This is a genomic window from Phenylobacterium sp., assembly GCF_036677185.1.
Classification (GTDB): domain Bacteria; phylum Pseudomonadota; class Alphaproteobacteria; order Caulobacterales; family Caulobacteraceae; genus Phenylobacterium.
The window spans coordinates 103,641-127,020 of sequence record NZ_JAKFEN010000044.1; the positions used below are offsets into that span (position 1 = coordinate 103,641).

The window sequence follows — 23,380 nt, forward strand, 5'->3', positions numbered from 1 at the left end:
GGTCTTCGACGGGTTTAGACGAGAACCCCTTCGCTTTCATCCCCCGGCGCGCCATATAGAGACTATGCAGACCCAGAACCCCTTCCTGGACGAATTCGCCAAGCTGACCAACGCCGCCATGGGCCTCGCCCAGACCGCCGGCGAGGAAGCCAAGGCCGCGTTCCGCGCCCAGGCCGATCGTTTCGCCGCCGAGCTCGACCTGATCCGTCGCGACGAGTTCGAGGCCCTGAAGGCCGAGATCGCCGCCCTGCGGACCGAGATCGCTTCGCTCAAGGCGCCCGCCGCCAAGAAGTCGGCCAAGAAGGACTAGGCCGGCGTACGCCTACGCAAACACGCGAATGTGGCTCGCCCGGATGAAGAAGCCGGTGACGCACCCCTCGCGAAGCAGATTAGTTTCGAGATCGCAGGCGATTCGGGGGCCCGCTGGGCCCCTTAGCCCCATGCGAAAGGACCGCCGGTCTTATGGATACGCCTCTGTCTGACGAAGACGTCCTGATCGCCCTCGATCCGCTGGATGTGGTCGAGCACGTTCTGACGGCCGAAAACCTGCAGTTCGACCGCACTGAAGATGGCGACCTCGCCTTCACCCTGGCCGGCGACTGGAAGGACTACGAACTGTGGTTCGCCTGGCGGCCCGAGGCTGACTGCCTGCAGCTCTGCCTCTCCGTCGACCAGCAGGTCACCGCCGCACAGCGACCCGCCGCCTTCGAACTGGTCTCCACGGTCAACCAACGCGTCTGGCTGGGCCACTTCGAGGTGTGGGACGATGGCGAGATCATCTTCCGCCACGCCATGGCCCTGATGACCGGCGAACGCCCGACGCTGGCCCAGGCCGCGGCGATGATCGATGTGGCCATGGAGGCGGCCGACCGGTTCTACCCGGCCTTCGACTTCCTGGTGAAGGGCGCCAAGTCGCCTGCCGACGCCATCGCCGCCTGCATGTTCGAGACGGTCGGCGAGGCCTAAGGACTAGTCCATGACGCCGATCCTGCTGCTGGGCGCGGGCCGCATGGGCGGGGCGCTGATCGAGGGCTGGCGACTGGCCGGGGCCTTCAAGCCCGCGGACCTGATCATTCGCGAGCCGCAGGTGAGCGACGTCGTCCAGGCCCTGGGCGCCGCCGGGGCCCGGCTCAATCCCGCCGATTCGACCCTCTCCGAAGCCAGGACCGTGCTGCTGGCCGTGAAGCCGCAAATCTGGCGTGAGGCCGCCGCCGCCGTCGCGCCGCACCTGGCCCCCGACGCGGTGATCGTCTCGGTGGCGGCGGGCGTGCGGGCCGACGACATTTCCCAGGCCTTCGGCGACCGCGCGGTCGCCCGCGTCATGCCCACCACGGCGGTGGCTATCGGCCAGGGCACGACCAGCATCTATGCGGCGGTCGCATCCGCCAGAGCCCGGGCCCACGCCCTGTTCGCTCCGGTTGGGACGGTGGTGGACCTGGCGGACGAGGAGTTGCTGCACGCGGCGACCGCCGTGTCGGGCTCCGCACCCGCCTATCTCTACGCCTTCGTCGAGGCCCTGGAGGCCGCCGGCGCCCGGGCCGGCCTGCCGCCGGCCGACGCCGCGCGCCTGGCCCGGGCCACCATCGCCGGGGCCGCGGCCCTGATGGCCAAGGGCGGCGAGGAGCCGTCGGAGCTGCGCCGCCAGGTCACCTCGCCGGGCGGCACCACCCAGGCGGCCCTGGACGTCCTGATGGGCGAGGCCGGTCTGGCCCCGCTGCTGCGCGAGGCCGTCGCCGCGGCCGTGCGGCGGTCCAAGGAGCTGGGAAGCTAGTCCCGCCGCCCCGCGCCACCGGCGCCTAGAGCATCGCCCAGCCCACCGCCCCGTCGGCGCCGGCTACGGTGATTGTCACCGTGGTGCTGCTGATCGCGCCGTCATCGTCCTCTACCGTGTAGGTGAAACGATCGACCAGCGTCTCGCCGGCGTTGAGAACGGTGATGGCGGCGGTGTCAGCGTGGTAGGCGAGGCTGTGGGTGGCCGGGTCGAAGCTGACGCGGCCGATCATGCCGGTGGTGTCGATGGCCGAGATGTCGCGTCCTTGGCCCGCATCGGCGTCGAGGTCGTTGGCGAGAAGGCTGTTCCATAGATTGCCAGACGAACCGCCTTCGCCGATTTGCAGAAGGTCTGGCGTGGCCTGGGGCGCGTCGTTGATCCCGGCGATCTCAACCTCGATGGCGCCGGTGTGCAGGTTCCCGCTCGCGGTCCGCACCGTGTAGAGGAACTGGGTGCTCGCGCCATCGTCGCCCCAGAGCGCATCGAGGCTCGGGTGATCGGCGGTATAGACCAGGCTGTCGTCGTCCAGGGTGACGGATCCCAGCGTGCCGGCGGCGTCGATGGAGACCAGGGTCACATCTTCGCCCAATACGAACTCGGCCAGGTCCAGGACGGACTGGTAGAGGTTCTCGCTCGATGCGTCCTCGTCGACGAAGGCCGCGCCGACGAGGGCCGGCTCGGCGACCGGAGAGCCGGTGATGGTCAGGGCGACGGTCGCCGTCGACGCGGCGCCATGGCTGTCGACGATTTGGTAGGTGAAGCTGTCGCTCGCCGTCTGACCGGCTCCGAGGTTCGCGAAGACGGCGCCGGGGTCGTAGGCGACATGGCCCTGGGCGTCGACGATGATCGTCCCGCCCATGGCCGAGACCGACTGGACCGCGCCGAGCGAGATATGGTCGCCCTGGTCCACCTCGATGTCGTTGCCGCGCAGATCGCCCAGCATCGTCACCCCGGACTTGGCGATGGTGAAGCTGTCGGCGGTCGCAATCGGGGCGTCGTTCTCGCCGTGGATGACGACGGAGACCCGAGCGTCGGATGTCGCCCCGGCCTTGTCGCGCACGGTGTATGTGAAGCTGTCCGCAAGGGTCTGGCCCTCGGCGAGCGATTGGGCGAGCGCGCCCGGCGTATAGACGACGCCGCCGTCCGGGGTGACGCGGGCCGTTCCGTGGGCTCCGCTCGTCGCGTGAATCAGGGCGAGCTGGTCGCCCGTGTCGATGTCGTAGTCATTGGCCAGGACGTCGATCGTGGCGCCGTCCTCGCCGAGATCGGCGAAGTTGTCCAAGGCGGTCGGAGCGTCGTTGGCGCCGATGACGGTGAGCGTCACGCCCGCCGTGGCCGTGGCGCCCTGCATGTCGACGACCCTGTAGGTGAAGTGCTCCGTCAGGGCTTCGCCGGCGTTCAACGCCTGGACCGCCGTTGTGGCGGTGTAGAAGATCGTCCCGTCCGATCCGAGGGTGACGCTTCCCAGGACGCCCGCCGTGTCGATCGACGCCACCTTCAGCGCGTCGCCGAGGTCGGGGTCGCTGTCGTTGGCCAGCAGCGACAGGCTGAGGCCGGCGTCCTCGGTGGTGGTCGCCGAGTCGGCCACGGCGACCGGGGCGTGGTTTGGCTCGCCCGTCACCAGTTCGGACAGCGAAACCGTTCGGTCGGCGAAGGCGAAACGTTCAACGCCACGGATGGCGTCGACCCCGTCGCCCCCGGCGCGCAGGTCGGTCACGGACACCTCGCCGTCGGACAGGAGGGTGGCGCGATAGTCGCTTAGCCGGCCGCTGAAGCGGGCCGTGTCGAGGCCCGCGCCGCCGTCGATCGTATCGCCGCCCGCGCCGCCGGTCAGGGTGTCGGCGCCCGCGCCGCCCGAGAGGCCGTCGTCGCCGCCTTCGCCGGCGAGTTGGTCGTCGCCGTCACCTCCGCGCAGGGTGTCGGCGAGCGCACCGCCCGCCAGGTTGTCGGCGCCGGGGCCGGCCGAGAAGTCGATGCTCTCGAGGCCTCGAATGGGTGTCGTGCCGACCTTCACGCTCCCGGCGAGGTTCGCGGCGATCGAGAAGTTGATCGGTGCGCCGGTGGACATGAAGTCGAGCACGCCGTGGTCGCGGCCGCTCCCCCCGTCGACCGAGGCGTCGCCGGTGGTCGCGACGAGCAGATCGTCGCCCGCCCCGCCGATGAGCTGGTCGGAGCCCGCGCCGCCATCCAGGGTGTCGGCGCCGGCCCCGCCGTCGAGAATGTCGTGGCCGCCGCCGCCCAGCAGGCGGTCGTCGCCGCCCTCGCCCTTCAACCAGTCATTGCCGTTCCGGCCGTCGAGCAGGTCGGAGACAGCGCCGCCAGTCAGCCAGTCGCCGGCCGAGCCGCCGACCAGCTCGACACGCTCGAATCCGGAGACCTGGACGCCGGCGAGGGTCTGGACTCCCGTCAGGTTGGCCGCCACGGCGAACCTCAGGCTTCCGCTCGCGCCCGAGAAGTCGAGGCGGCCGAGGTCGGCGCCCGCGCCGCCGGCCAGCAGCGTGTCGCCCAGGCCGCCGGTCACGATGTCGTCGCCGCCCAGGCCGTCGATGATGTCGCTGTCGGCGCCTCCGGTCAGGGTGTCGGCGCCGGTGGTTCCAGTGATCTTGGTCATGGGGTGGTCCTCTTTGGGCATGGGCCGGCGCCCGCCGCCGCGTCTGCGGGGCGTGGGGCCGGTTGTGTTGGGGGGTGGAGTTAGGCGGCGGAGAAGGCGGCGCGGCGCCTGCGCAGCGCGCTGCCGGTCAGGGCGAAGCCGGAGATCATCAGGGCCCAGGTCGCCGGTTCCGGCACGGCTGAGGCGACATCGGTCATGAACACGCCGGAGGCCGACTGTGCGACGACGCCTTCGGGCAGTTCCCAGTTGAAGTGCAGGGTGTTGCCGAAATCGGCCAGGGAGAAGGTGCTGAGCGAGCCGTCGGTGCCCGCGCTCGTCCGCAGCTCGATATAGATGAACATCGGGGCGGCGGTGAGCGGGACGAAGAGGTTGTCGAGGCTCTCGGTCGTTCCATCCGTCAACGAAACCCACTCCAGGGCGTCGACGTCGTAATTGGCGTCATAGCCGTAGTAGCTGCGGTAACTCGCACTGGCGCCATGCCCGGCGAGATGGCCGTCGATCGCGATGGAGACCGGGATCAGCGAGATGCTCTCGATGGGGCCGCCGTCCTTCTGCAGGAAGGTGACCTGGTCCCACATGGCCGCTCTCGAGCTGGCGCCGACGCCGTCGCAGCTCGAGAGCGGGGGGTTTGGCGTGCAGGGGCCGCGCGATGCAAACGACGAGGCGTGGAGCTTGCCGCCGGCCAGGTCGGCGGCCCCGTAGGCGTTGATCGCCGAATAGCCGTTGTCCAGGCTGATGGCCCGCGACGAAGCAAAGCTGCCCGATCCGCCGTCGTCGATGGAGAAGCCAACTCCGGAGACCGCGGCGTAGGACCCGAAGGTCGCCAGGGCGTGCGCAGGCGCCGCCGCCAGCGCGGACAGCCCGAGGGCGAGCGTGGCCACGGCGGTGAGGCCTTGGCGATGAAGGTGGTGTCGGGTCATGGAGCGCCTCGCGATTTGAGCCGCTCAGGGATGGGGCGGCCTCGTGAGGCGCTGTCTAGGGGCCGCCGATCAGCCCCTCATCCTAAATGGTTCCTATTCCCAGACCCCGGTTCCTAAATGAAGCCTAAGCGGCCCTCAGGTTCCCCGCTTCCAGGTCTGGGCCTGGCAAATCACCGCGATGCAGCCCTCGATCTTCAGCGTGCCGTCCGGATTGGCGCTCATCTTGGAGGCGTAGGTCTTGCCGTTGGACGGGTTGTAGATCTTGCCCCCGGTCCATTTTCCGGCCCCGACGGGCTTGAAGTCGCGGATCATCGAGAGCCCCACCAGAGGACGGGCGCGCAGGCTGGCCTCGGGATTGTTGGTGTCCTTGGGCGTCGCGCCGGCGGGCGCCTTCACCCAGGTGATCACGCCGCACATCTTGCTCTTGTCGGCGGCGCAGGGGGCGACCTTGATCTTGGCCGTTCCGCTTTCGACCAGCCACTGGCCTTCCACGGGATCAGCGGCCTGGGCGGCGCCGGCGACGGCGGCGAGCGCCAGGCCCGCGAACAGATGACCGAGCTTCATGCGACTTTCTCCCCAAGATTTGGCGTAGCTGTGCCTTGTGTCCGTGAACTCTCGATGAACGTCTAGCCCGGCAAGCGCACCACCGCGCGCAGGCCTCCCATCGGCGAGCGGTCCAGGGTGACATCGCCGCCGTGGCCGCGCGCCACGTCGCGGGCGATGGCCAGGCCCAACCCCACCCCCTTGTCGTTCTGGTTGCGGGCGTCGTCCAGGCGGTTGAAAGCCTTGAAGGCGTCCTCGTAGCGGTCTTCCGGGATGCCGGGGCCGTCGTCGTCGACGGTGATCTCCACCCCGCCGGCCACCCGGGCGGCGGCCGAGACCTCGATATGCTCGCCATGCACGGCGGCGTTCATCACCAGGTTCGACAAGGCGCGCTTCAAGGCGTTGGGCCGTACGCTGGCGGTAAGCTCCGGATCGGCGGCCACGTGCACCTCGGCGCCGGCGCGCAGGGCGCCCTCGCTCACCTCGTCGATCAGGCCCTTCAGATGGATGGTCTCCATGGCTTCGCCGCCCTCGCCGCGGGCGAAGGCGAGGTACTCGTCGATCATGTGCTCCATCTCGGCCAGGTCGCGCTTCATCTCGGCGTTGCGCGGGCCGGGTTCGGCCAGGGCGAGCTCCAGCTTCAGGCGGGTGAGCGGGGTGCGCAGGTCGTGGCTGACGCTGGCCAGCAGGGCGGTGCGCTGGTCGATATGGCGCTGGATGCGCGACTTCATGGCCAGAAAGGCGTGGGCGGCCTGGCGCACCTCGCGCGCGCCGTGCGGCTTGAAGGCCGGGGCGTCGATCCCCTTGCCGAAATCATCCGCCGCCGAGGCCAGGCGCTCGATGGAGCGGGTCTGGTTGCGGATGAACAGGATGGCGATGGCGGTGAGCAGCAAGGTCGCCACGGTCATCCACAGGACGAAGATGTGGCCCTGTGTGGCGAAGGCCCGGTCGCGGGGCGCCAGGATGCGGATCACCCCTTCGTTCACCTGCACCCGGATGTCGACATAGGCCGGGTAGCGGGTGGTGTCGAACCAGAAGGGCGCGTCCAGCCGCTGGGCCAGCGCCTGCTCCAGCGAACGATCCACCACGGCGAAGGGATTGGCGCGCCGGCCGACCGGTAGGGTGCGGCCGGGCTGCAGGGCCAGCGACAGGCTGAGCGACTTTTCCGCCCGGTCCGACAGGCGGGCCATGGCCGCCGGGCTGGGGTCGTCCTGATAACTCTCCACCGCCCAGGCCACGTCGCCGGCCAGGCCGTCGGAGAGCCGGCTGGTCACCGTCTGCCAGTGGGCGTCGAAGAACACCCAGGTGACCGCGATCTGCATCAGCGCCACGGGCAGGACAATGATCAGCAGCGAGCGGCCGAACAGGGTGGTCGGCAGGCTGCGCTTCACCAGCCGCTGGAAGTGCCGGGGCAAGAACAGCCGGAGGTTCACCGCTTCTTCCCCCACTCCTGAGGCTTCCTCCTCTCCCCCCGTCCTTCGGGGGGAGAGGGTAGGGTGAGGGGGGCGTTTCCGCTGTGTTGAGCCGGCGGAGGGACCGCAGGGCGCCGCTTCGCGCCGCGTCCCCTCACCCTACCCTCTCCCCTTGAAAGGGGAGAGGAGGTGGAGCGCCTGGCGAGCGCCGCCGGTGGCCAGGAAAAGCCGCGAATGTTCATCAGTCCGGCGCCAGCAGGTAGCCCACGCCGCGGACGGTCTGCAGGTAGCGCGGGGTCTTGGGGTCCGCCTCGATCTTGCGGCGCAGGCGGGTGACCTGGACGTCCACCGCCCGGCCGGAGGGGTCGACCGTCTCCCGCGCCAGCTCCAGGCGGTCCACCGGCTCGTGCGGGCTGCGGGCCAGGCGCTTGAGCAGGGCGACCTCGGCCTCGGTGAGGCGGATCGGCGCCCCGGCGCAGCTGAGTTCCCCCCGCTCCAGGTCGAACTGGCAGCGGCCCAGCGAGATCGGGAGGTTGGCGCCGTTCTGCGGCCGGCCCTGGGCGCGGCGCAGGATGGCCTCGATCCGCAGCAGCAGCTCCTCGGGCTCGAAGGGCTTGCCCAAATAGTCGTCGGCGCCGAGCTTGAGGCCCTCGATCCGGTCCTCGGGCAGGCCCTTGGCGGTCAGCATCAGCACCGGGGTGCGGCCGGCCGCGCCCTTGCGCTCGCGCAGCCACTTGGTCAGCGAGAACCCGTCCTCGCCGGGCATCATGACGTCGAACACCGCCAGGTCGAAGTCCAGCGTCTCCATCAGCCGCCGCGCCGCCGCGCCGCCGGGCGCCGCGGTGACCCGGAACCCGTTGCGGGCAAGGTATTCCTTCAACAGGTCGCGGATGCGGTCGTCGTCGTCGACCACCAGCAGGTGGCGGTCGGGGGTGTCGGTCAGGGCCATCAGGCGCCGCCTCCGCTGGTCTTCATCCGCCCGCCGGCCAAGGCCGACAGGATGCGCCGCGCCCCGGCCACGCCGTCCAGGCCGCCGGTCCGGTACGACCGGGCGAGCTGGCCTCGCAGCCGTTCGGCGATGCGGCCCTCGAAGGCCTGACCCGCCGCGGTCAGGCTGGCCGTGCGCCGCCGCGCGTCCAGGTCGCCGGAAACCTTCTCGGCCAGGCCCTTGGCCTCCAGGTCGCTGAGGATGCGGCTGGCGGCCTGCTTGGAGAGGCTGGTGAGGTGGGCGAGCTCCTGGACGCCGACGCCCGGCCGGCGCTTCAGCAGGAAGGCCGCGCGCCAGTGGGAGCGGCCCAGGCCGAGGTCCTCGGCCTGCAGCCCCGCATCGACGCCCGCCCACAACGCGGCCTCGGCCAGCATCATCAGCTCAAGCCCCGCATCCAACTCTTCGTCCCGTAGGATTAGCCTAGGATCGGCGGCGGCCATCAAGCTCAAAGCCCATTTTGTTTGACGGGGACGGCGCGGGAGTCTGTAAGGAGCCGGTATTGAAAGGAGGACTTTCCCTCATGTCTCTCGTTCCCTTCGACGACCGCGATGGATGGATCTGGCTGGACGGGCAGTTCGTGCCCTGGCGCGAGGCGACGGTGCACGTATTGACCCATGGCCTCCATTACGCCTCGTCGGTGTTCGAAGGCGAGCGGATGTACGGGGGAGAGATCTACAAGCTCACGGCCCACACCGAGCGCCTGTTCAAATCGGCCGAGATCCTCGATTTCGAAATCCCCTTCACGGTGGCTGAGATCGATCAGGCCTGCAAGGACACCTGCGCCAAGAACGGCCTGACCGACGCCTATGTCCGGCCCATCGCCTGGCGCGGTTCGGAGATGATCGGCGTCAGCGCCCAGATGACCAAGATCCACGTGGCGATCGCGGTGTGGGACTGGCCGAGCTATTTCAAGCCCGAGGAACGCGCCAAGGGCATCCGCATGTGCTGGGCCAAGTACAAGCGCCCCTCGCCGGAGACCGAGCCGGTCCACGCCAAGGCCGCCGGCCTCTATATGATCTGCACCATCTCCAAGCACGCCGCGGAGAAGGCCGGCTATACAGACGCGATGATGCTCGACTACCGGGGCTACGTCGCCGAGAGCACCGGTTCGAACGTGTTCTTCGTCAAGGACGGGGTGCTGCACACCCCCACCCCCGATTGCTTCCTGAACGGCCTCACCCGTCAGTCCGTGATCGCGCTGGCGAGGGAAAAGGGCATCGAGGTCATCGAGCGTCATATCCGGCCCGAAGAGCTCGCTGAGTTCTCGGAATGCTTCGTGGTCGGCACGGCGGCCGAGGTCACCCCGGTGGCCGAGGTCGGTGAGTACAGCTTCACGCCGGGCGCCCTCTCGCTCGGCCTGATGGACGATTACGCCCGCATGGTCCGCCGCGAGCTCGTGCCCGCCTAGGGCCTGGACGTGACGAATTGGGCCGCCCTTCCGCGAGGAGGGGCGGCCTTTTTCGTGGCGCCCTAGACCAGCCAGGCCTCGGGGCGGGGATAGGCTTCGCCGTTGGACAGGTGGATCAGGCCCACCACGCATCGGACGAAGAACCAGACGCCCAGGGCGCACCAGAGCAGCCCGGCCAGCAGCAGGATGGGAATGCCGATCAGCACGATCGACAACACCACCCCGACCAGCGTCATGGCGCCGAGCACGATGGCGGCGACCAGTCCGATCCAGAAGGTATTGATCAGGAACCGGTGGTGCGTGGCCATCTTCGGCCCCGCATTGTCGCGGTTGGCGTAGGCCAGCACCAGTCCGACCAGAATCGTGAGCCCGTTCACCAGGCCCAGCAGGTACAGACCGTAGATCACAGCCGGAAGCGTGCGGTCTTCGGTTGTGCTGACGGCGGTTTCGGTATGGCTCAATTCGGTCTCCTCGTTGATTGCCTGAGGAAATATGTGGGCCCGTTTCGTTGGCGCGCCACTTTAATTCTTCGTCATCTGTCCCCCCGGTCAAGCCAGGGCAGGACGGCCGCCGCCAGGATCAGGACGAAGACCAGGCGGGCGGCCAGGGCCACGCCGAGCGTCCAGGCGCCGCCGCCGGCCGCGAACGCCAGGAGGGCCGCGGCGCCCAGGGCCATCAGTCCGATGGTCCAATAGATCGGCGCGCGCCCAAATGTCGGGGCCTGACGCGTCGGGACCTGATCGGTCACGGCGGTCATGAAGGCCTCGAAACTGGCCGACCGGTCCCGCGGCCGGAGCCCCTCGTAGCTCAGGGCCGGAACGGTCAGCCGGCGGCGGCCGAACAGCAAAATCGCGCCGCGGTCCGCCCGGCGCACCCCCTTGAGCTCCGCCATCGGGAAGCGCCGCAGATGGCCGCCGCGCCGTTCGACGACGCAGCCGTCCTCAAGGGTCCAGACGGTCTCGGCCTGGATGGGGGAGAGGCGGGCGCTGTGGCGGGCCGCCACGGCCTCAGCCTCGGACGACGGTGATCTCCACGCCGGCGGCCATGGCGTGCGGCGCGAGCGCCAGGGGCTTTTCCACCCGCACCCGGGCGCGCATGACCCGCTGGTCGCTGAGGCAGGCGCGGGCCAGGCGTTCGGCGAAGGCTTCCACGAGCTGGATGTGACCCTCGGCGGCGATGGCGCGGGCGTGCTCGCCGATCATCTCGTAGTTGACGGTCTGCGACAGGCGCTCGACCCCGGCGGCGGGGACATCCAACTCCACGTCCACCACCAGCGGCTGGGCGCGGCCCTTCTCGTGGGCGTAGACGCCGATCTCGGCGTCGATCTTCAAGCCGGTCACGAAGATCTTGGTCATGACCGTACGGCCTTGCGGCGCGGCGATGGGTTCGGCAGGCGTCTCCTGGAGCGGCGAAAGGGCCAAGGTCATATCCTTCAGGTCAGGTGCTGACCGGCGTCGACGGCGATCATCTGGCCGGTCACTGACGTCGCGTCAATCAGGTAGCGCAGGGCCTGGCCGATCTCAGTCGGGTCCGCTGCGTGTCGCAGCAAGGTCGCCTCGACCTCGCGTTGAAAATCCTCGGGCTGCTGGTGGATCGAAGCCAGGACAGGTCCCGGCCCGATACCGTTCACCCGGATGCGGGGCGCCAGGCCCTTGGCCAGCATCTGGGTCGCGGCCCAGAGCGCGCTCTTAGACAACGAATAGCTGAAGAAGTCCGGGCTGGGGCTCAGCACCCGCTGGTCGAGGATATTGACGATCAGGCCGGTGCGGTCGGCGGGCAGGCGCCGGGCGAAGGCCTGGGCCAGGACCATGGGCGCGCGGAGATTGGTCTCCAGGTGGGCGTCCCACGAGGCGCGGTTCATGGAGGTGAAGCTGTCGTCCTCGAACACCGAGGCGCAGTTGACCAGCAGCGTGATGGGGCCGAGCTCGCCCTCGGCCTCGGCCACCAGGGGGGCCGTCGCCGCCTCCTGGCGCAGGTCGCAGGTGTGGATGGAGACCTTGCGTCCGCGCGCGCGCACAGCGGCGGCGGCGGACTGGGCGTCGTCGTCGACGGCCCGGACGTGGATGGCGACGTCGAAGCCGGCGTCGGCGCAGGCCAGGGTCAGCGCCCGGCCAATCCGCCGCGCCCCACCGGTGACCAGGGCCGCGCCGCGCGAAGCCACGGGCACGTCCGGCGCCCCGCCAGCCGCCTAGTCGAGCCGGCCGAACTCGAAATAGTTCAGGGCGCCGATGACGACGAGGAAGGCGAGGATCATCAGGATCGCGGTCATGGCGGGCTCCGGCTGTGGTCGTGCGGCTTTAACGGCGGGTCGGGACGCACGCAATACAGATCGTAACACCAGGTGATTTGCCGCGCCGCCGGCCGATCCGGTCAAATCAACCTGTGTCATGGCGAGGACCTCCGGTGGCCCCCGAAACGGATGAACTGTCGGCCGACTTGGTGGAGACCATCAATCGTCGGCACCTGATCCGCACGCCGCTTGAGCCCGCCGATCTGCTCTTCGTATTCGGCACCCGGCACGGGGTCGCCGAGTTCGTCGCCGCCATCGCCGAGCTCTGGCGTGGCGGATACTTCCGTTGGGCCCTGGTCACCGGCGGGCCGACGCTCGGGGACCCTGAGGACGAGGCGAGCGTCCTGTCCCGCCGGATGGTCCGGGCCGGCGTGCCGCGCGAGGTGATCCTGCTGGAGCGCCAGGCGACGAACACCGGCGAAAACGTGACCTTCTCGCTGCCGATCCTGGAACAGCGCATCGGCCTGGCCAATGTCGGCTCGCTGATTGCGGTGGGCAAGCTGCACACCTCGGCCCGCTACCTCATGACCTTGCAGCGCCACTGGCCGGCGGTGCGCAAGATGCTGGTGGCTGTGAACTATCACGATCATCCCGCCGAGGCCTGGCACGAGCATCCGCAACTGCGGGCCGACGTCCTGCGGGAATGGCGCAAGATCGAGCCGTACAAGGCCGCGGGGTTTATCGTCGACCTTCCCTGACCTTGGCGCTTGTCTTTCGTCGGTCTGGCGGCCCAAGCTGAAAGAAAACCTGGGAAGAAACGCCATGCCGCTCGCGCCCATTCCGCCCAGCGCCTTCGCCAAGATCGCCGTCGGCATCGACCGGCCCGAGGACGTGGTCGTTTCCCGCGACGGCCGGGTGTTCGCCTCCGACCACCAGTGCGCCGTGGCCGAGATATTCCCCGACGGCACATTCAAGCGGCTGGGGCCCAAGGGCGGAGCCCCGAACGGCGTCAACCTGGACCGGCACGGCCGGGTGCTGATCGCCAACTTCGGGATCTACGACAAGGAGGAGGGGCCGCTGGAGCGGTTCGACCCGGCCAGCGGCCTGCGCGAGACCCTGGTCGCCGAGGTGGGCGGCAAGCGGCTGACCAGCGCCAACTATCCGGTGGTCGACCGCGCCGGGAACATCTGGTGCGCCAACTCCACCCATGCCGAGACCTGGCCCCAGGCCCTGGACGGCCGGGCCGACGGCTTCATCTTCGTGCTGCGGCCCGACGGATCGAGCCAGATCGTCGCCGAGGGGCTGAAGTTTCCCAACGGCCTGGCGCTGTCGGCCGACGACGGCTTCCTCTACTGCGCCCAGACCAGCGGCGGCGACGTGATGCGCTTTCCCGTCCTGGCCGGCGGCAGGCTGGGGAAGGGGGAGCGCTATGGTCCGGTGCTGGGAAAACTGCAGGGCCGCGATGAGCCGCCGGTCGCCAAGCCGGACCTCGGCTACACCGACGGGGTCGGCATGGACGTTCTGGGCAATCTCTGGGTCTGCCTGCCCGGCGCCGACAAGGTGGTGGCCATCACACCCTCGGGCGAGGCGGTGACGGTGATCCACGATCCGACGGGCGAGATCGTCAACCATCCGACCAACGTCACCTGGGGCGGTCCGGACCTGATGGACCTCTATATCGGCTCAATCCGCGCCGATTATGTGCTGAAGGCTAGGAGCCCGGTTGCGGGACAGCCGCACGTTCACCAGATGGCATAGGCGATGGACGGTTGCGGCTGTTTATTTATGATGTAAATCATCGGCCCCGCCGGGCGAAATCCGACCTTTCGCGGGGCTTGGCGGGCATTGGGGCTTCCCCAGTGATCGCCGATCACTAAAATGCTTGTTTGAAGCCGGGCGGGGAACCTGCCGGCCACCCCCTAACGAACGATCCGGGAGGACGTCATGCGCGAGTACCTGAAGTTCTATATCGACGGCAAATGGGTCGAGCCCGTCGAGTTGAAGACGCTGGACGTCATCAATCCGGCCACCGAGGAGGTCGCCGGCAAGATCGCCCTCGGCTCCGCCGCCGACGTGGACAAGGCCGTCATGGCCGCGCGCAAGGCCTTCCCGGCCTGGTCGCAGACCAGCCGCGAGGAGCGCCTGGAGGTGCTGGGCCGCATCCTGGCCGAATACCAGAAGCGCTTCGGCGACCTGGCCACCGCCGTGACCGAGGAAATGGGCGCTCCGTCGTCCCTGGCCCAGCGCGCCCAGGTGCCGATCGGCATGGGCCATCTGGCCACCGCCGTGGAAGTGCTGAAAACCTTCAAGTTCGAGGACGACCGTGGCCCGACCATGATCGTCAAGGAACCGATCGGCGTCTGTGGGTTCATCACCCCCTGGAACTGGCCGCTGAACCAGATCGTCTGCAAGGTGGCCCCGGCCATCGCCACGGGCTGCACCATGGTGCTGAAGCCCTCCGAAGTGGCCCCGTTCTCGGGCCAGATCTTCGCCGAGATCATGCATGCGGCCGGCGTCCCGGCCGGCGTGTTCAACCTGGTGCACGGCGACGGCCTCGGTGTCGGCGTCCCGCTGTCCAGCCATCCCGAAGTGGACATGGTCTCGTTCACCGGCTCGACCCGCGCCGGCATCGAGGTGGCCAAGAACGCCGCCCCGACCGTCAAGCGCGTGGCCCAGGAGCTGGGCGGCAAGAGCCCCAACATCATCCTGGACGACGAGGTTCTGTCCAAGGGCGTCGCCCGTGGCGTCGCCACCATGATGGTCAATTCCGGCCAGTCCTGTAACGCGCCCACCCGCATGCTCGTCCCGTCCAAGCGCATGGACGAGGCGATCACGGCGGCCCGCGAGGCGGCCTCGACGGTCACCGTCGGTGATCCGAACGGCAACGCCCAGCTCGGCCCGGTGGTCTCCGAGGTGCAGTTCAACAAGATCCAGAAGCTGATCCAGGCCGGCATCGACGAGGGCGCGACCCTGGTCATCGGCGGGGTCGGCCGTCCGGAAGGCCTGGACAAGGGCTACTATGTGAAGCCCACCGTCTTCGCCAATGTCACCAACGAGATGACCATCGCCAAGGAAGAGATCTTCGGCCCCGTGCTGTCGATCCTCGGCTATGAGACCCTCGACCAGGCCATCGAGGTCGGCAACGATACCGAGTACGGCCTGGCCGCCTACGTCAACGGCGCCGATCTCGCCAAGGCCCGGCAGGTGGCTTCGAAGCTGCGCGCTGGCCAGGTGTCGATCAACGGCGGCGGCGGCGACATGATGGCCCCCTTCGGCGGCTATAAGATGAGCGGCAACGGGCGCGAGTGGGGCGACTACGCCTTCCACGAGTTCCTGGAGACCAAGGCCATGCTCGGCTACGCGCCGAAGATCGCCGCGGAATAGGCCGATCCAAGCTTCTCCCCCGGCGCGGGTCGCGTCGGGGGAGGGCTGGAGTTCGCCTCGATCTGGCTCCCGCGGATCGGGGGCGAGGTCAGGGGGCGATGAGGTGCTGCAGGTGCTTGTAGCCCGCGGCCTTCGCCAGGTCGGGAAGCCGCCAGATTGCTCCGCCACCGCCCCAGGTTCCGTCCGCCACCTCGCGCATGAGGACCGACGTCATGACGGGGCGCGGGTCGCCGACGGGTTTGGCCGCCGAGATCGCCTCCTGCAGGAGGCGCGCGGCGTCCGCCCGCGCGACATCGTCGAGCACTCCAGCGGGATAGTGGAAGAACACGACAATCGGGATCAGCCGCTCGAGCGGATCGGCGCCTCCGGCGAAGAAGGTCCCTGGCTTGAACTCGTCGATTAGCACCCAGGTCAAGGCGGCTTGCTGAGGATCGTCACCGCCCTGTTCGACGGTCTTGGCGACGTCGGTCACCGCCTTGGCGAGCCTGGCTCGGGCCTCGGCGTCGAACACGCCCTCGGGGGTTCTAATGACGATGTTGGGCAAGACCGTTCTCCTCTGAGTGAAGCGAAGGTCCAGATTTGCGTGGCGGGACACTCGGCGCTAGTGTCGGATACGACACGTTTCGGGGGTAATTCGCCAATGACGCGGATCTCGGTCCTGGCGCTGCCGGACGGCATGGCGTCAAGCCTCGCCATCACGCTCGACGCCCTGGAAACCGCGAACCAGGTGAGCCTCCAGGGCGGGAGACGCCCCCCGTTCGAGGTGCGGACAGTGCGGACCGGCGGCGCGACGGCGGCGACCCGTGGAGCGTGCGACCTGCTGATCATCCCCGGCCTGGGGGTCCGCTCGGAGGCCGAACTCATCGCGCGCCTGGCCACGCCGGCCGTCCGCCGGGCGGGGCGGATCGCGGTCGAGGCCCGGGCGGCCGGGGCCGCGGTGGCCGCGTCCTGCGCCAGCACATTCATCCTGGCCCAGGCGGGTCTGTTGTCAGGGCGGCGGGCCACGACCACCTGGTGGCTGGCGCCGGCCTTCCACCGGCTGCATCCCGATGTGGACCTGGACGCCGACCAGATCGTCGTCGCCGACTGGCCGATCGCCACCGCCGGCGCGGCGATGGCGCAGATGGACCTCATGCTGGCGGTGATCGCCAAGTTCGCCAGCCCCGGTCTGTCGGAGGCCTGCGCGCGCTATCTCCTGCTGGATCAACGGCGCTCCCAGGCGCCCTATATGGCGGTGAGCTTCCTGGCGGGTCAGGACGAGCAGGTCGCCCGCGCCGAGGCCTGGATTCGCGCGAACATCGCGCGCGACTTCGGCATGGACGAGGTCGCCGGCGCCATCGGCCTGACGCCGCGAACCTTCGCGCGCCGCCTGGCCTCAGTCTGCGGCCTTTCGCCGGTCAAGTTCGCCCAGCGCATCCGCATGGAGGCGGCCGAGCGCCTGCTGGAGACCACGCGTCTGTCCGTCGACGAAGTGGCCCGCCGGGTCGGCTATGCCGAGCCCTCGACCTTGCGTCGGCTGATCCGACGGGAGTCCAGGCGTTCGCCGGCGGAGCTGAGGCGGACGGCCTAGCGGGGAGCCTTTCTCCAGGCGGCTTGCAAGCCGTCACTCCCATATTGCCAACGCTCCCAGCCAATGCGAATTCCCGTGGCGCGCCGCCCAATGAGCGCGAACCAGGAAGGAAACGATGCCCCAGGACATCCGATGCGTGGCCGATGTGGCGCGCCACCATGCGCGTGTCCGGCCCGACGCCCAGGCCCTGTGGTTCGAGGGCGAGGCGATCAGCTTCGCGCAGTTCGACGCCATGTCCTCCCAGTGCGCCCAGGCTCTGCGGGCGGCGGGCGTCCAGCCTGGCGACCGGGTCGGGACGCTCGGCAAGGGGAACGCCGACTTCTTCGTTCTCTGGTTCGGCTGCCTCAAGCTCCGCGCCTGCCTGACGCCGGTCAACTGGCGGCTGGCTCCGCCGGAGATCGCTTTCATCCTCAAGGACGCCGGCTGCAAGCTGCTGGTGGTCGGCCAGGACTATGCGGAGACGATCGCCGGCCTCGACCTGCCCGACCTCGACGCCGTGATCCAGTTCGAACCGGGCCATCCGGTCTGGCCGGGCTTCCGGGCCTGGATCGGCGCCCAGCCGGCGATCGATCCGGCCTTGGCCGCCCTGCCCGATGACGACGTCATTCAGCTTTACACTTCCGGCACCACCGGCCTGCCCAAGGGCGTCCAGCTGACCGAGACCAACTACAAGGCCTGTTTCGCGGGGGCGACCCAGGTCTGGGGCCGGTTCGGCGCCGATGACGGCGTGCTGGTCGCCATGCCCCTGTTCCATGTGGCCGGCGCCAATCTGGGCATGCTGTCGCTGCTCCAGGGCGCGCGCGCCGTCATCATGCGAGAGGTCGATATCGGCCTGCTGCTCAAGCTGATCGAGACGCACGCGATCAAGCACGCCTTCATGGCGCCTGCGATCATCAACATGGTGCTGCAGCACCCGGCCCAGGCGGACACCGACCTCTCCAGCCTGCGGCACATCTATTATGGCGCCTCGCCGATCTCCGAGGAGGTGCTGACCCGCGCCCAGGCGCGATTCAACGCGGACTTCATGCAGCTCTACGGCCTGACCGAGACCATCGGGGGCGGGACCTACCTGCCGCCGGAGGCCCACGATCCGGCGCTCGGCAAGCTGCGGGCCTGCGGCAAGCCAACCCCGGGTTACGAGATTCGCATCCGGGTCGACGGCCGCGACGCCGCCGTCGGCGAGGTGGGCGAGATCGAGATCCGCTCCAGCGGGATCATGAAGGGCTATTGGAACCGCCCCGACGCCACCGCGGAGGCCATCTGCCCACAGGGCTGGTTCAAGAGCGGCGACGCCGGCTATTTCGACGCCGACGGCTACCTGTTCATCCATGACCGGGTGAAGGACATGATCGTCTCGGGCGGCGAGAACATCTATCCGGCCGAGGTCGAGAACGCCCTGATGGGCCATCCCGACGTGGCCGACGCCGCGGTGATCGGCGTGCCCGACGCGCGCTGGGGCGAGGCGGTCAAGGCCATCGTGGTCCTGCGGCCGGGGGTCCAGGCCGACACCGCCTCGATCATCGAACACTGTCGGGCCCAGATCGCTGGCTACAAGGCGCCCAAGTCCGTGGACTATGTCGCCGTCCTGCCGCGTAATCCGTCCGGCAAGGTCCTGCGCCGCCAGCTGCGCGACCCCTATTGGCAAGGCCGGACCCGCAAGGTCGGCTGAGGCTTCACCAGAGAAGGCATTTCCGATGGACCCACATTTCAAGGCCTTGATCGCCGAGCAGGAAGCCGCCGCGGCGGGGCAGGAGATGCCGCCGCTCGACGCCCTGCCGCCGGAGATGATCCGCGCCGGCTACCGCATGCAGCGCCAGGCCCAGAACCTGAACGCGCCCAAGGACGTGACGGCGACCGACCTCAAGGTCGACGGCGCGGCGGGGCCTATCGGCGCGCGTCTCTACACCCCGGCGGCGGCCGGGGCGACCACGCCGGGCCTGGTCTATTTCCACGGCGGCGGCTTCGCCATCGGTGACCTTGAGACCCATGACGGCCATTGCCGGCGGCTCGCGGCCTATTCCGGCTATCGGGTCCTGGCCATCGATTACCGGCTGGCGCCTGAACATCCGTTCCCGGCGGGCCACGACGACTGCCTGGCGGCCACCAAGTGGGCCTTCGACCACGCCGCGGAGATCGGTTTCGATCGCGAGCGCATCGCGGTGGGCGGCTGCTCGGCCGGCGGCAACCTGGCGGCCTCGATCTCCATCGACCTGAAGAACGATCCCAAGCGAAAGCTGGCCTTCCAGCTGCTGCTCTATCCGGGCATCTGGCCCGACCAGGAGACTCAGTCGCGCAAGGACCTGGACGGACCGATCCTGACCAAGGCGGCCATCGCCTGGTTCGACAAGTGCCTGGCCGCCGCCGGCCATCCGGAGGGCCACCGCGCCAACCTGGGCTCCAAGGCCGACATCGCCGGAACCCCGCCCGCCCTGGTGGTCACGGCCGGCTATGATCCCCTGAAGGACGAGGGCCGCGACTACGCCGCGCGCCTCAACGCCGCCGGAGTGAAGGCCCAGCACGTCGAGTACAAGGACATGGTCCACGACTTCTACAGCATGGGCGACGTCTCCCCCGCCGTGGACGTGGCGACCAAGGAGACGGTGGCGGTCTTGAAGGCGGCGCTGGGCTGAGGCGAAGCGGATCGGGCATGACGAAGGGCCAGTTCAGGGTTCGTCGCTGCGGCCTTGACGGCGTCGAGGCCGTCGAGGCGCGGACACGTCATGCCTTCCCCCGCCACATTCACGAGCAGTTCGGCGTGGGCGTGGTGGACGAGGGCGCCCAGGTCTCGCGGAGCGGACGCGGCATGGTCGAGGCCGTCGCCGGCGACACCATCACGGTCAATCCGGGCGAGGTCCACGACGGCGCGCCGATCGGCGAGGCGGGCCGCGCCTGGCGGATGCTCTATTTCGACCCGTCGCTGATCGCCGCCGCCGCCGATGACATGCGTCCGGGTCGGCGGATGGAATTTCACCTTCCGGTGGTCAGGACACCGCGCGTGGCCCGGCGGTTCAGGGCGCTGTTCGCGGCGATGACGACTGTGGGCGAGGGCGGCGAGGAGCTGTTGCTCATGCTGTTGGCCGACCTGATGCGCGAGCAGGGCGGCCTGGCGCCTCAGGCGTCGGTTCCGCAAGCCCTGGCGATCGCCAGGCGGCGCATCGACGAGGATCCGACCGCCGCCGTCACCCTCTCGGACCTCGCGGCCGAAAGCGGCCTGAGCCGATTCCAGGTGCTGCGGGGCTTCGCCAAGGCGACGGGCCTGACCCCGCACGCCTATCTGGTCCAGCGCCGGATCGCGATGGCCCGCCGGATGATCGCCAGCGGCTCGCGCCTGGCGGACGCGGCGCTGGAGAGCGGCTTCGCCGACCAGAGCCACATGACCCGGACGTTCGTGCGCAACTACGGTCTGTCGCCCGGCGCCTACGCCCAAGCCCTGGCCTGAACGCGGCCGCAATCGCGTTCAAGACGGGGTTCGTCCCATCGTCTTTCCTGCGCCCGGCATCAGGCTGGAGACGACAGATGGACGAAAAGCACCCCTCGCAAGGCGTCATCCGGCCTTGCCGGCCGCAGGACGCCGGCCGGATGCTGGCGATCATCAACGCCGCGGCCGAGGCCTACCGGCCCGTCCTGCCCGCCGATCTCTGGCATGATCCCTACATGCCGCCCGCCGAACTGGAGCGCGAGATCGCCGCCGGGGTGGTGTTCACTGGCTATGAGACGGCCGGAGACCTGGTCGGGATCATGGGGCTACAGGCGGTCGGCGACGTCGAGCTGATCCGGCACGCCTATGTGACGCCCGAGCGTCAGGGGCATGGGGTGGGCGGCGCCCTGCTGGACCATATCCGGCGCGGCGCGGGACCCCTGCTGGTGGGGACCTGGGCGGCGGCGGATTGGGCGATCCGGTTCTACGAACGGCACGGCTTCCGCCTTGTCGATCCGGAGCGCAAGGCCGGGTTGCTGAGGACCTATTGGACGGTCCCCGAACGGCAGATCGAGACCTCGGTGGTGCTGGCGAGCCCTGAGGCGCAGGTCTAGACCCCGCCCATGCCCGCCTCGACGTCGCCGCAGACCACCGTCACGATCGCCCCCGTCAGCCGCGCCAGCTCCTGGTCCGTCGTCACGAAGGGCGGGGTCAGGTAGATGACCTTGCCCATCGGCCGGATCCAGCAGCCCAGTTCGGCGAACTTGGCGCAGAGCGCGCCGACCGCGACCGGTTCGGCGAACTCCACCACACCGATGGCGCCGTAGGTGCGGACATCGACCACGCCTTTCGCGGCCCGGCAGGGTTCCAGGCCCTCGGCCAGGGCCGCGCTGATGCGCGCCACGTCGGCCTTCCAGGCGCCGGTCTCGAACAGGTCGAGACTGGCGTTGGCCGCCGCGCAGGCCAGCGGATTGCCCATATAGGTCGGGCCGTGCATCAGGGCCGCGCCCGGATCGTCCGACCAGAAGGCCTCGAAGACCGTGCGCCGCGCGATGGCCGCCGAGAGGGGCAGGGTTCCGCCGGTCAGGGCCTTGGACAGGGTGACGATATCGGGGATCACGCCGGAGCCTGAGCAGGCGAACAGGTCGCCGGTGCGGCCAAACCCGACAAAGATCTCATCGAAAATCAACAGCACCCCGTGCTTGTCGGCCAGCCGGCGCAGGGTGCGCAGCACCTCGTCGCCGTGGAACAGCATGCCGCCGGCGCCCTGGACGCGGGGCTCGACGAGGATGGCGGCGATCTCCGAGCCTTTCTCCGCCAGCAGGGCGTCCAGCGCGGCTTCCGAGGCTGCATCGGTCGGCAGGGCGGCGATGTGCTGGGCGGGCATGACGCCTGTAAACAGGCCGTGCATCCCCTCCTCGGGGTCGCAGACCGTCATCGTCGCCAGGGTGTCGCCGTGATAGCCGCCGAGGAAGCTCAGGAACCGGGTGCGGCCCGCCACGCCGCGGTTGATCCAGAACTGCAGGGCCATCTTCATGGCGATCTCGACCGCCACCGAGCCGCTCTCGGCGAAGAAGACATGGTCGAGGTCGCCGGGCAGCAGGGCCGCCAGCCGCGCCGCCAGCCGGTAGGCGGGCTCATGCGCAAGGCCGCCGAACATCACATGTGGCGCGCGCTCGAGCTGGGCGATCACCGCCGCGCGGATGTGGGGATGGTTGTAGCCATGGCAGGCGGTCCACCACGAGGCGATGCCGTCCACCAGCTCGCGGCCGTCCTCCAGGATGATCCGCGCGCCTTCCGTCCGCGCGACCGGCAGCGGGGCCGGAGCGGTCTTCATCTGGCAGTAGGGACGCCAGACATGGCCTGCGCCCTCGGTCATCCAGTTCGGCGGCTGCGGCATGGCGATGGTTTCCCCGGAAGCTGACGCAGCGCGCTTTAGCCCAGGGCCATCCTCGTGCATACCGCGTCCCGCCATGACCGACAGCCTCACCGCCTTCGCCCAGGACAAGCTCGCCGCCCTGGAGTCCCGCAGCCTGAAGCGGACCCTGGTCCCCACCCATCGCCTGGACGGCCTCTGGGTCCAGAGGGGCGGGCGGCGCCTGCTCTCCTTCTCTTGCAACGACTATCTGAACCTCTCGCATCATCCGGCGGTGAAGGCCGCCGCGATCCGCGCTGTGGAGGAACACGGCGCCGGGGCCGGGGCGTCGCGACTGGTGACCGGCGACCATCCCCTGCTCGGCGAGCTGGAGGGCCGGCTGGCGGCGCTGAAGGGCTATGAGGCGGCCTGCGTCTTCGGCTCCGGCTACCTGGCCAATAGCGGCATCATCCCGACCATCATGGGCGCGGCCGACCTGATCCTGGTCGACGAGCTGGCCCATTCCTGCATCTGGGCCGGATCGCAGCTCTCCGGGGCGAAGGTCGCCGCCTTCCGCCACAACGACATGGCCGACCTCGCCGCCAAGCTGGCCGAGCACCGGGCCGCGGCGAAGCGGGCCCTGATCGCCACCGACGGGGTCTTCTCCATGGACGGGGACCTGGCGCCGCTGGGTGAGATCAGCGCGCTGGCCAAGGCCCACGACGCCTGGTTGATGGTGGACGACGCCCACGGCCTGGGCGTGGTGGGCGAGGGCAGGGGCGCGGCGGCCATGTTCCCCGAGGCGCGGGTCGACCTGGCCATGGGCACCTTCTCCAAGGCCATCGGCGGCTACGGCGCCTATGTCTGCGCCAGCGCTCCGGTGATCGACCTGCTGAAGACCCGGGCCCGCACCCTGGTCTATACGACCGGCTTGCCGCCGGCGAACGCCGCCGCGGCGCTCGCCGCCCTAGACGTCATCGCCGCCGAGCCCGAGCGAGTCGCCGCCCCCCTGGCCAAGGCGCGACGCTTCACCCGCGCGCTCAACCTGCCGGACGCCGCCAGCGCCGTGGTCCCCATCGTGATCGGCGAGGCCGACGCCGCGCTCGCCGCCGCCGCGGCCCTCGAGGCCCAGGGCTTCCTGGCCATCGCCATCCGGCCGCCGACCGTCCCGGCCGGGACCGCCCGTCTGCGCCTGGCCTTCACCGCCGGCCACCCGGACGCCGAGGTCGACCGTCTCGCGGCCGCGGTGCGCGTCCTGCTGGGAGCCTGA

Annotated in this window: 26 protein-coding genes; 13 read left to right on the top strand and 13 right to left on the bottom strand. The window is 69.5% G+C overall.

What is annotated here, in order from left to right:
• The first annotated feature begins 64 nt into the window (after window positions 1-64).
• The 3 genes from V6M51_RS23475 to proC all read left to right on the top strand — a co-directional run bounded on the left by V6M51_RS23475 (window position 65) and on the right by proC (window position 1,771).
• On the top strand, window positions 65-310 hold the full coding sequence (locus V6M51_RS23475) for an accessory factor UbiK family protein (RefSeq protein ID WP_305675664.1): 246 nt from the start codon (window positions 65-67) through the stop codon (window positions 308-310).
• 152 nt (window positions 311-462) lie between these two features.
• Window positions 463-966: a YbjN domain-containing protein gene (locus V6M51_RS23480; protein WP_332770654.1), complete on the top strand. Its 504-nt coding sequence runs from the start codon at window positions 463-465 to the stop codon at window positions 964-966.
• Between the two features lie 10 nt (window positions 967-976).
• On the top strand, window positions 977-1,771 hold the full coding sequence (gene proC, locus V6M51_RS23485) for a pyrroline-5-carboxylate reductase (protein ID WP_332770655.1): 795 nt from the start codon (window positions 977-979) through the stop codon (window positions 1,769-1,771).
• A gap of 25 nt (window positions 1,772-1,796) precedes the next feature.
• On the opposite strand, the gene V6M51_RS23490 is transcribed toward proC, so the two are convergent.
• The 6 genes from V6M51_RS23490 to V6M51_RS23515 form a co-directional block, all read right to left on the bottom strand.
• Complete coding sequence (locus V6M51_RS23490; RefSeq protein WP_332770656.1) at window positions 1,797-4,382, bottom strand: beta strand repeat-containing protein; 2,586 nt, start codon at window positions 4,380-4,382, stop codon at window positions 1,797-1,799.
• Between the two features lie 80 nt (window positions 4,383-4,462).
• Window positions 4,463-5,302, bottom strand: a complete 840-nt coding sequence (locus V6M51_RS23495) for a PEPxxWA-CTERM sorting domain-containing protein (RefSeq protein WP_332770657.1) — start codon at window positions 5,300-5,302, stop codon at window positions 4,463-4,465.
• A gap of 135 nt (window positions 5,303-5,437) precedes the next feature.
• On the bottom strand, window positions 5,438-5,866 hold the full coding sequence (locus V6M51_RS23500) for a DUF2147 domain-containing protein (protein WP_332770658.1): 429 nt from the start codon (window positions 5,864-5,866) through the stop codon (window positions 5,438-5,440).
• A gap of 62 nt (window positions 5,867-5,928) precedes the next feature.
• On the bottom strand, window positions 5,929-7,278 hold the full coding sequence (locus tag V6M51_RS23505) for an ATP-binding protein (RefSeq protein ID WP_332770659.1): 1,350 nt from the start codon (window positions 7,276-7,278) through the stop codon (window positions 5,929-5,931).
• Window positions 7,279-7,498: 220 nt separating this feature from the next.
• Window positions 7,499-8,206, bottom strand: a complete 708-nt coding sequence (locus tag V6M51_RS23510) for a response regulator transcription factor (RefSeq protein ID WP_332770660.1) — start codon at window positions 8,204-8,206, stop codon at window positions 7,499-7,501.
• Window positions 8,206-8,685, bottom strand: a complete 480-nt coding sequence (locus V6M51_RS23515; RefSeq protein ID WP_332770721.1) for a MarR family winged helix-turn-helix transcriptional regulator — start codon at window positions 8,683-8,685, stop codon at window positions 8,206-8,208. The genes V6M51_RS23510 and V6M51_RS23515 overlap by 1 nt, the downstream gene beginning before the upstream one ends.
• An 80-nt stretch (window positions 8,686-8,765) precedes the next feature.
• Between V6M51_RS23515 and V6M51_RS23520 the strand changes: the two genes are divergently transcribed.
• Window positions 8,766-9,653, top strand: a complete 888-nt coding sequence (locus tag V6M51_RS23520; protein ID WP_332770661.1) for a branched-chain amino acid aminotransferase — start codon at window positions 8,766-8,768, stop codon at window positions 9,651-9,653.
• Between the two features lie 62 nt (window positions 9,654-9,715).
• Here the strand turns inward: V6M51_RS23520 and V6M51_RS23525 are convergent, their stop codons facing one another.
• The 5 genes from V6M51_RS23525 to V6M51_RS23545 all read right to left on the bottom strand — a co-directional run bounded on the left by V6M51_RS23525 (window position 9,716) and on the right by V6M51_RS23545 (window position 12,042).
• Window positions 9,716-10,114 (bottom strand): DUF4870 family protein, encoded by a 399-nt coding sequence (locus tag V6M51_RS23525; protein ID WP_332770662.1) that lies wholly within the window; start codon window positions 10,112-10,114, stop codon window positions 9,716-9,718.
• A gap of 71 nt (window positions 10,115-10,185) precedes the next feature.
• The gene (locus tag V6M51_RS23530; protein WP_332770663.1) at window positions 10,186-10,656 is read right to left on the bottom strand and encodes a hypothetical protein; all 471 of its coding nucleotides are present in this window, start codon (window positions 10,654-10,656) and stop codon (window positions 10,186-10,188) included.
• Between the two features lie 4 nt (window positions 10,657-10,660).
• The gene (gene folB, locus V6M51_RS23535) at window positions 10,661-11,074 is read right to left on the bottom strand and encodes a dihydroneopterin aldolase (protein WP_332770664.1); all 414 of its coding nucleotides are present in this window, start codon (window positions 11,072-11,074) and stop codon (window positions 10,661-10,663) included.
• Between the two features lie 11 nt (window positions 11,075-11,085).
• Window positions 11,086-11,814 carry an SDR family oxidoreductase gene (locus V6M51_RS23540; protein WP_332770722.1) on the bottom strand — a complete coding sequence of 243 codons (729 nt, stop codon included), beginning with the start codon at window positions 11,812-11,814 and terminating at the stop codon, window positions 11,086-11,088.
• 27 nt (window positions 11,815-11,841) lie between these two features.
• Complete coding sequence (locus V6M51_RS23545) at window positions 11,842-12,042, bottom strand: hypothetical protein (RefSeq protein ID WP_332770665.1); 201 nt, start codon at window positions 12,040-12,042, stop codon at window positions 11,842-11,844.
• Between the two features lie 14 nt (window positions 12,043-12,056).
• Between V6M51_RS23545 and V6M51_RS23550 the strand changes: the two genes are divergently transcribed.
• The 3 genes from V6M51_RS23550 (at window position 12,057) to V6M51_RS23560 (ending at window position 15,267) form a co-directional block, all read left to right on the top strand.
• The gene (locus V6M51_RS23550) at window positions 12,057-12,641 is read left to right on the top strand and encodes a YdcF family protein (RefSeq protein ID WP_332770666.1); all 585 of its coding nucleotides are present in this window, start codon (window positions 12,057-12,059) and stop codon (window positions 12,639-12,641) included.
• A gap of 64 nt (window positions 12,642-12,705) precedes the next feature.
• Entirely contained in the window at window positions 12,706-13,641 is a 936-nt protein-coding gene (locus V6M51_RS23555; protein WP_332770667.1) for an SMP-30/gluconolactonase/LRE family protein, read from the top strand.
• 186 nt (window positions 13,642-13,827) lie between these two features.
• Window positions 13,828-15,267, top strand: coding sequence for an aldehyde dehydrogenase family protein (locus V6M51_RS23560; RefSeq protein ID WP_305674013.1), 1,440 nt, complete (start codon window positions 13,828-13,830; stop codon window positions 15,265-15,267).
• A gap of 88 nt (window positions 15,268-15,355) precedes the next feature.
• On the opposite strand, the gene V6M51_RS23565 is transcribed toward V6M51_RS23560, so the two are convergent.
• Window positions 15,356-15,811: a tautomerase family protein gene (locus tag V6M51_RS23565; protein ID WP_332770668.1), complete on the bottom strand. Its 456-nt coding sequence runs from the start codon at window positions 15,809-15,811 to the stop codon at window positions 15,356-15,358.
• 96 nt (window positions 15,812-15,907) lie between these two features.
• Here V6M51_RS23565 and V6M51_RS23570 point away from each other — a divergent pair, with 96 nt between their 5' ends.
• From V6M51_RS23570 to V6M51_RS23590, 5 genes are all read left to right on the top strand, one after another.
• A complete protein-coding gene (locus tag V6M51_RS23570) occupies window positions 15,908-16,837 on the top strand; it encodes a GlxA family transcriptional regulator (RefSeq protein WP_332770669.1) in 930 nt (309 codons plus the stop codon).
• A 115-nt stretch (window positions 16,838-16,952) separates the two neighbouring features.
• Window positions 16,953-18,506: a long-chain-fatty-acid--CoA ligase gene (locus V6M51_RS23575; protein WP_332770670.1), complete on the top strand. Its 1,554-nt coding sequence runs from the start codon at window positions 16,953-16,955 to the stop codon at window positions 18,504-18,506.
• A 25-nt stretch (window positions 18,507-18,531) separates the two neighbouring features.
• The gene (locus V6M51_RS23580; RefSeq protein WP_332770671.1) at window positions 18,532-19,467 is read left to right on the top strand and encodes an alpha/beta hydrolase; all 936 of its coding nucleotides are present in this window, start codon (window positions 18,532-18,534) and stop codon (window positions 19,465-19,467) included.
• 17 nt (window positions 19,468-19,484) lie between these two features.
• Complete coding sequence (locus tag V6M51_RS23585; RefSeq protein WP_332770672.1) at window positions 19,485-20,276, top strand: AraC family transcriptional regulator; 792 nt, start codon at window positions 19,485-19,487, stop codon at window positions 20,274-20,276.
• Window positions 20,277-20,353: 77 nt separating this feature from the next.
• Entirely contained in the window at window positions 20,354-20,869 is a 516-nt protein-coding gene (locus V6M51_RS23590; protein WP_332770673.1) for a GNAT family N-acetyltransferase, read from the top strand.
• Here the strand turns inward: V6M51_RS23590 and V6M51_RS23595 are convergent.
• Complete coding sequence (locus tag V6M51_RS23595) at window positions 20,866-22,155, bottom strand: adenosylmethionine--8-amino-7-oxononanoate transaminase (protein WP_332770674.1); 1,290 nt, start codon at window positions 22,153-22,155, stop codon at window positions 20,866-20,868. The genes V6M51_RS23590 and V6M51_RS23595 overlap by 4 nt on opposite strands.
• Window positions 22,156-22,228: 73 nt before the next feature.
• On the opposite strand from V6M51_RS23595, the gene bioF reads away from it, so the two are divergent.
• Window positions 22,229-23,380 carry an 8-amino-7-oxononanoate synthase gene (gene bioF / locus V6M51_RS23600; protein WP_332770675.1) on the top strand — a complete coding sequence of 384 codons (1,152 nt, stop codon included), beginning with the start codon at window positions 22,229-22,231 and terminating at the stop codon, window positions 23,378-23,380.

Bases quoted from the DNA above. Each gene is read 5' to 3' on its own strand.
- V6M51_RS23475 (WP_305675664.1), top strand. From the start codon at position 65: ATGCAGACCCAGAACCCCTTCCTGGACGAATTCGCCAAGCTGACCAAC.
- V6M51_RS23480 (WP_332770654.1), top strand. From the start codon at position 463: ATGGATACGCCTCTGTCTGACGAAGACGTCCTGATCGCCCTCGATCCG.
- proC (WP_332770655.1), top strand. From the start codon at position 977: ATGACGCCGATCCTGCTGCTGGGCGCGGGCCGCATGGGCGGGGCGCTG.
- V6M51_RS23490 (WP_332770656.1), bottom strand. From the start codon at position 4,382: ATGACCAAGATCACTGGAACCACCGGCGCCGACACCCTGACCGGAGGC.
- V6M51_RS23495 (WP_332770657.1), bottom strand. From the start codon at position 5,302: ATGACCCGACACCACCTTCATCGCCAAGGCCTCACCGCCGTGGCCACG.
- V6M51_RS23500 (WP_332770658.1), bottom strand. From the start codon at position 5,866: ATGAAGCTCGGTCATCTGTTCGCGGGCCTGGCGCTCGCCGCCGTCGCC.
- V6M51_RS23510 (WP_332770660.1), bottom strand. From the start codon at position 8,206: ATGGCCCTGACCGACACCCCCGACCGCCACCTGCTGGTGGTCGACGAC.
- V6M51_RS23515 (WP_332770721.1), bottom strand. From the start codon at position 8,685: ATGGCCGCCGCCGATCCTAGGCTAATCCTACGGGACGAAGAGTTGGAT.
- V6M51_RS23520 (WP_332770661.1), top strand. From the start codon at position 8,766: ATGTCTCTCGTTCCCTTCGACGACCGCGATGGATGGATCTGGCTGGAC.
- V6M51_RS23545 (WP_332770665.1), bottom strand. From the start codon at position 12,042: ATGACACAGGTTGATTTGACCGGATCGGCCGGCGGCGCGGCAAATCAC.
- V6M51_RS23555 (WP_332770667.1), top strand. From the start codon at position 12,706: ATGCCGCTCGCGCCCATTCCGCCCAGCGCCTTCGCCAAGATCGCCGTC.
- V6M51_RS23560 (WP_305674013.1), top strand. From the start codon at position 13,828: ATGCGCGAGTACCTGAAGTTCTATATCGACGGCAAATGGGTCGAGCCC.
- V6M51_RS23570 (WP_332770669.1), top strand. From the start codon at position 15,908: ATGACGCGGATCTCGGTCCTGGCGCTGCCGGACGGCATGGCGTCAAGC.
- V6M51_RS23575 (WP_332770670.1), top strand. From the start codon at position 16,953: ATGCCCCAGGACATCCGATGCGTGGCCGATGTGGCGCGCCACCATGCG.
- V6M51_RS23580 (WP_332770671.1), top strand. From the start codon at position 18,532: ATGGACCCACATTTCAAGGCCTTGATCGCCGAGCAGGAAGCCGCCGCG.
- V6M51_RS23585 (WP_332770672.1), top strand. From the start codon at position 19,485: ATGACGAAGGGCCAGTTCAGGGTTCGTCGCTGCGGCCTTGACGGCGTC.
- V6M51_RS23590 (WP_332770673.1), top strand. From the start codon at position 20,354: ATGGACGAAAAGCACCCCTCGCAAGGCGTCATCCGGCCTTGCCGGCCG.
- V6M51_RS23595 (WP_332770674.1), bottom strand. From the start codon at position 22,155: ATGCCGCAGCCGCCGAACTGGATGACCGAGGGCGCAGGCCATGTCTGG.
- bioF (WP_332770675.1), top strand. From the start codon at position 22,229: ATGACCGACAGCCTCACCGCCTTCGCCCAGGACAAGCTCGCCGCCCTG.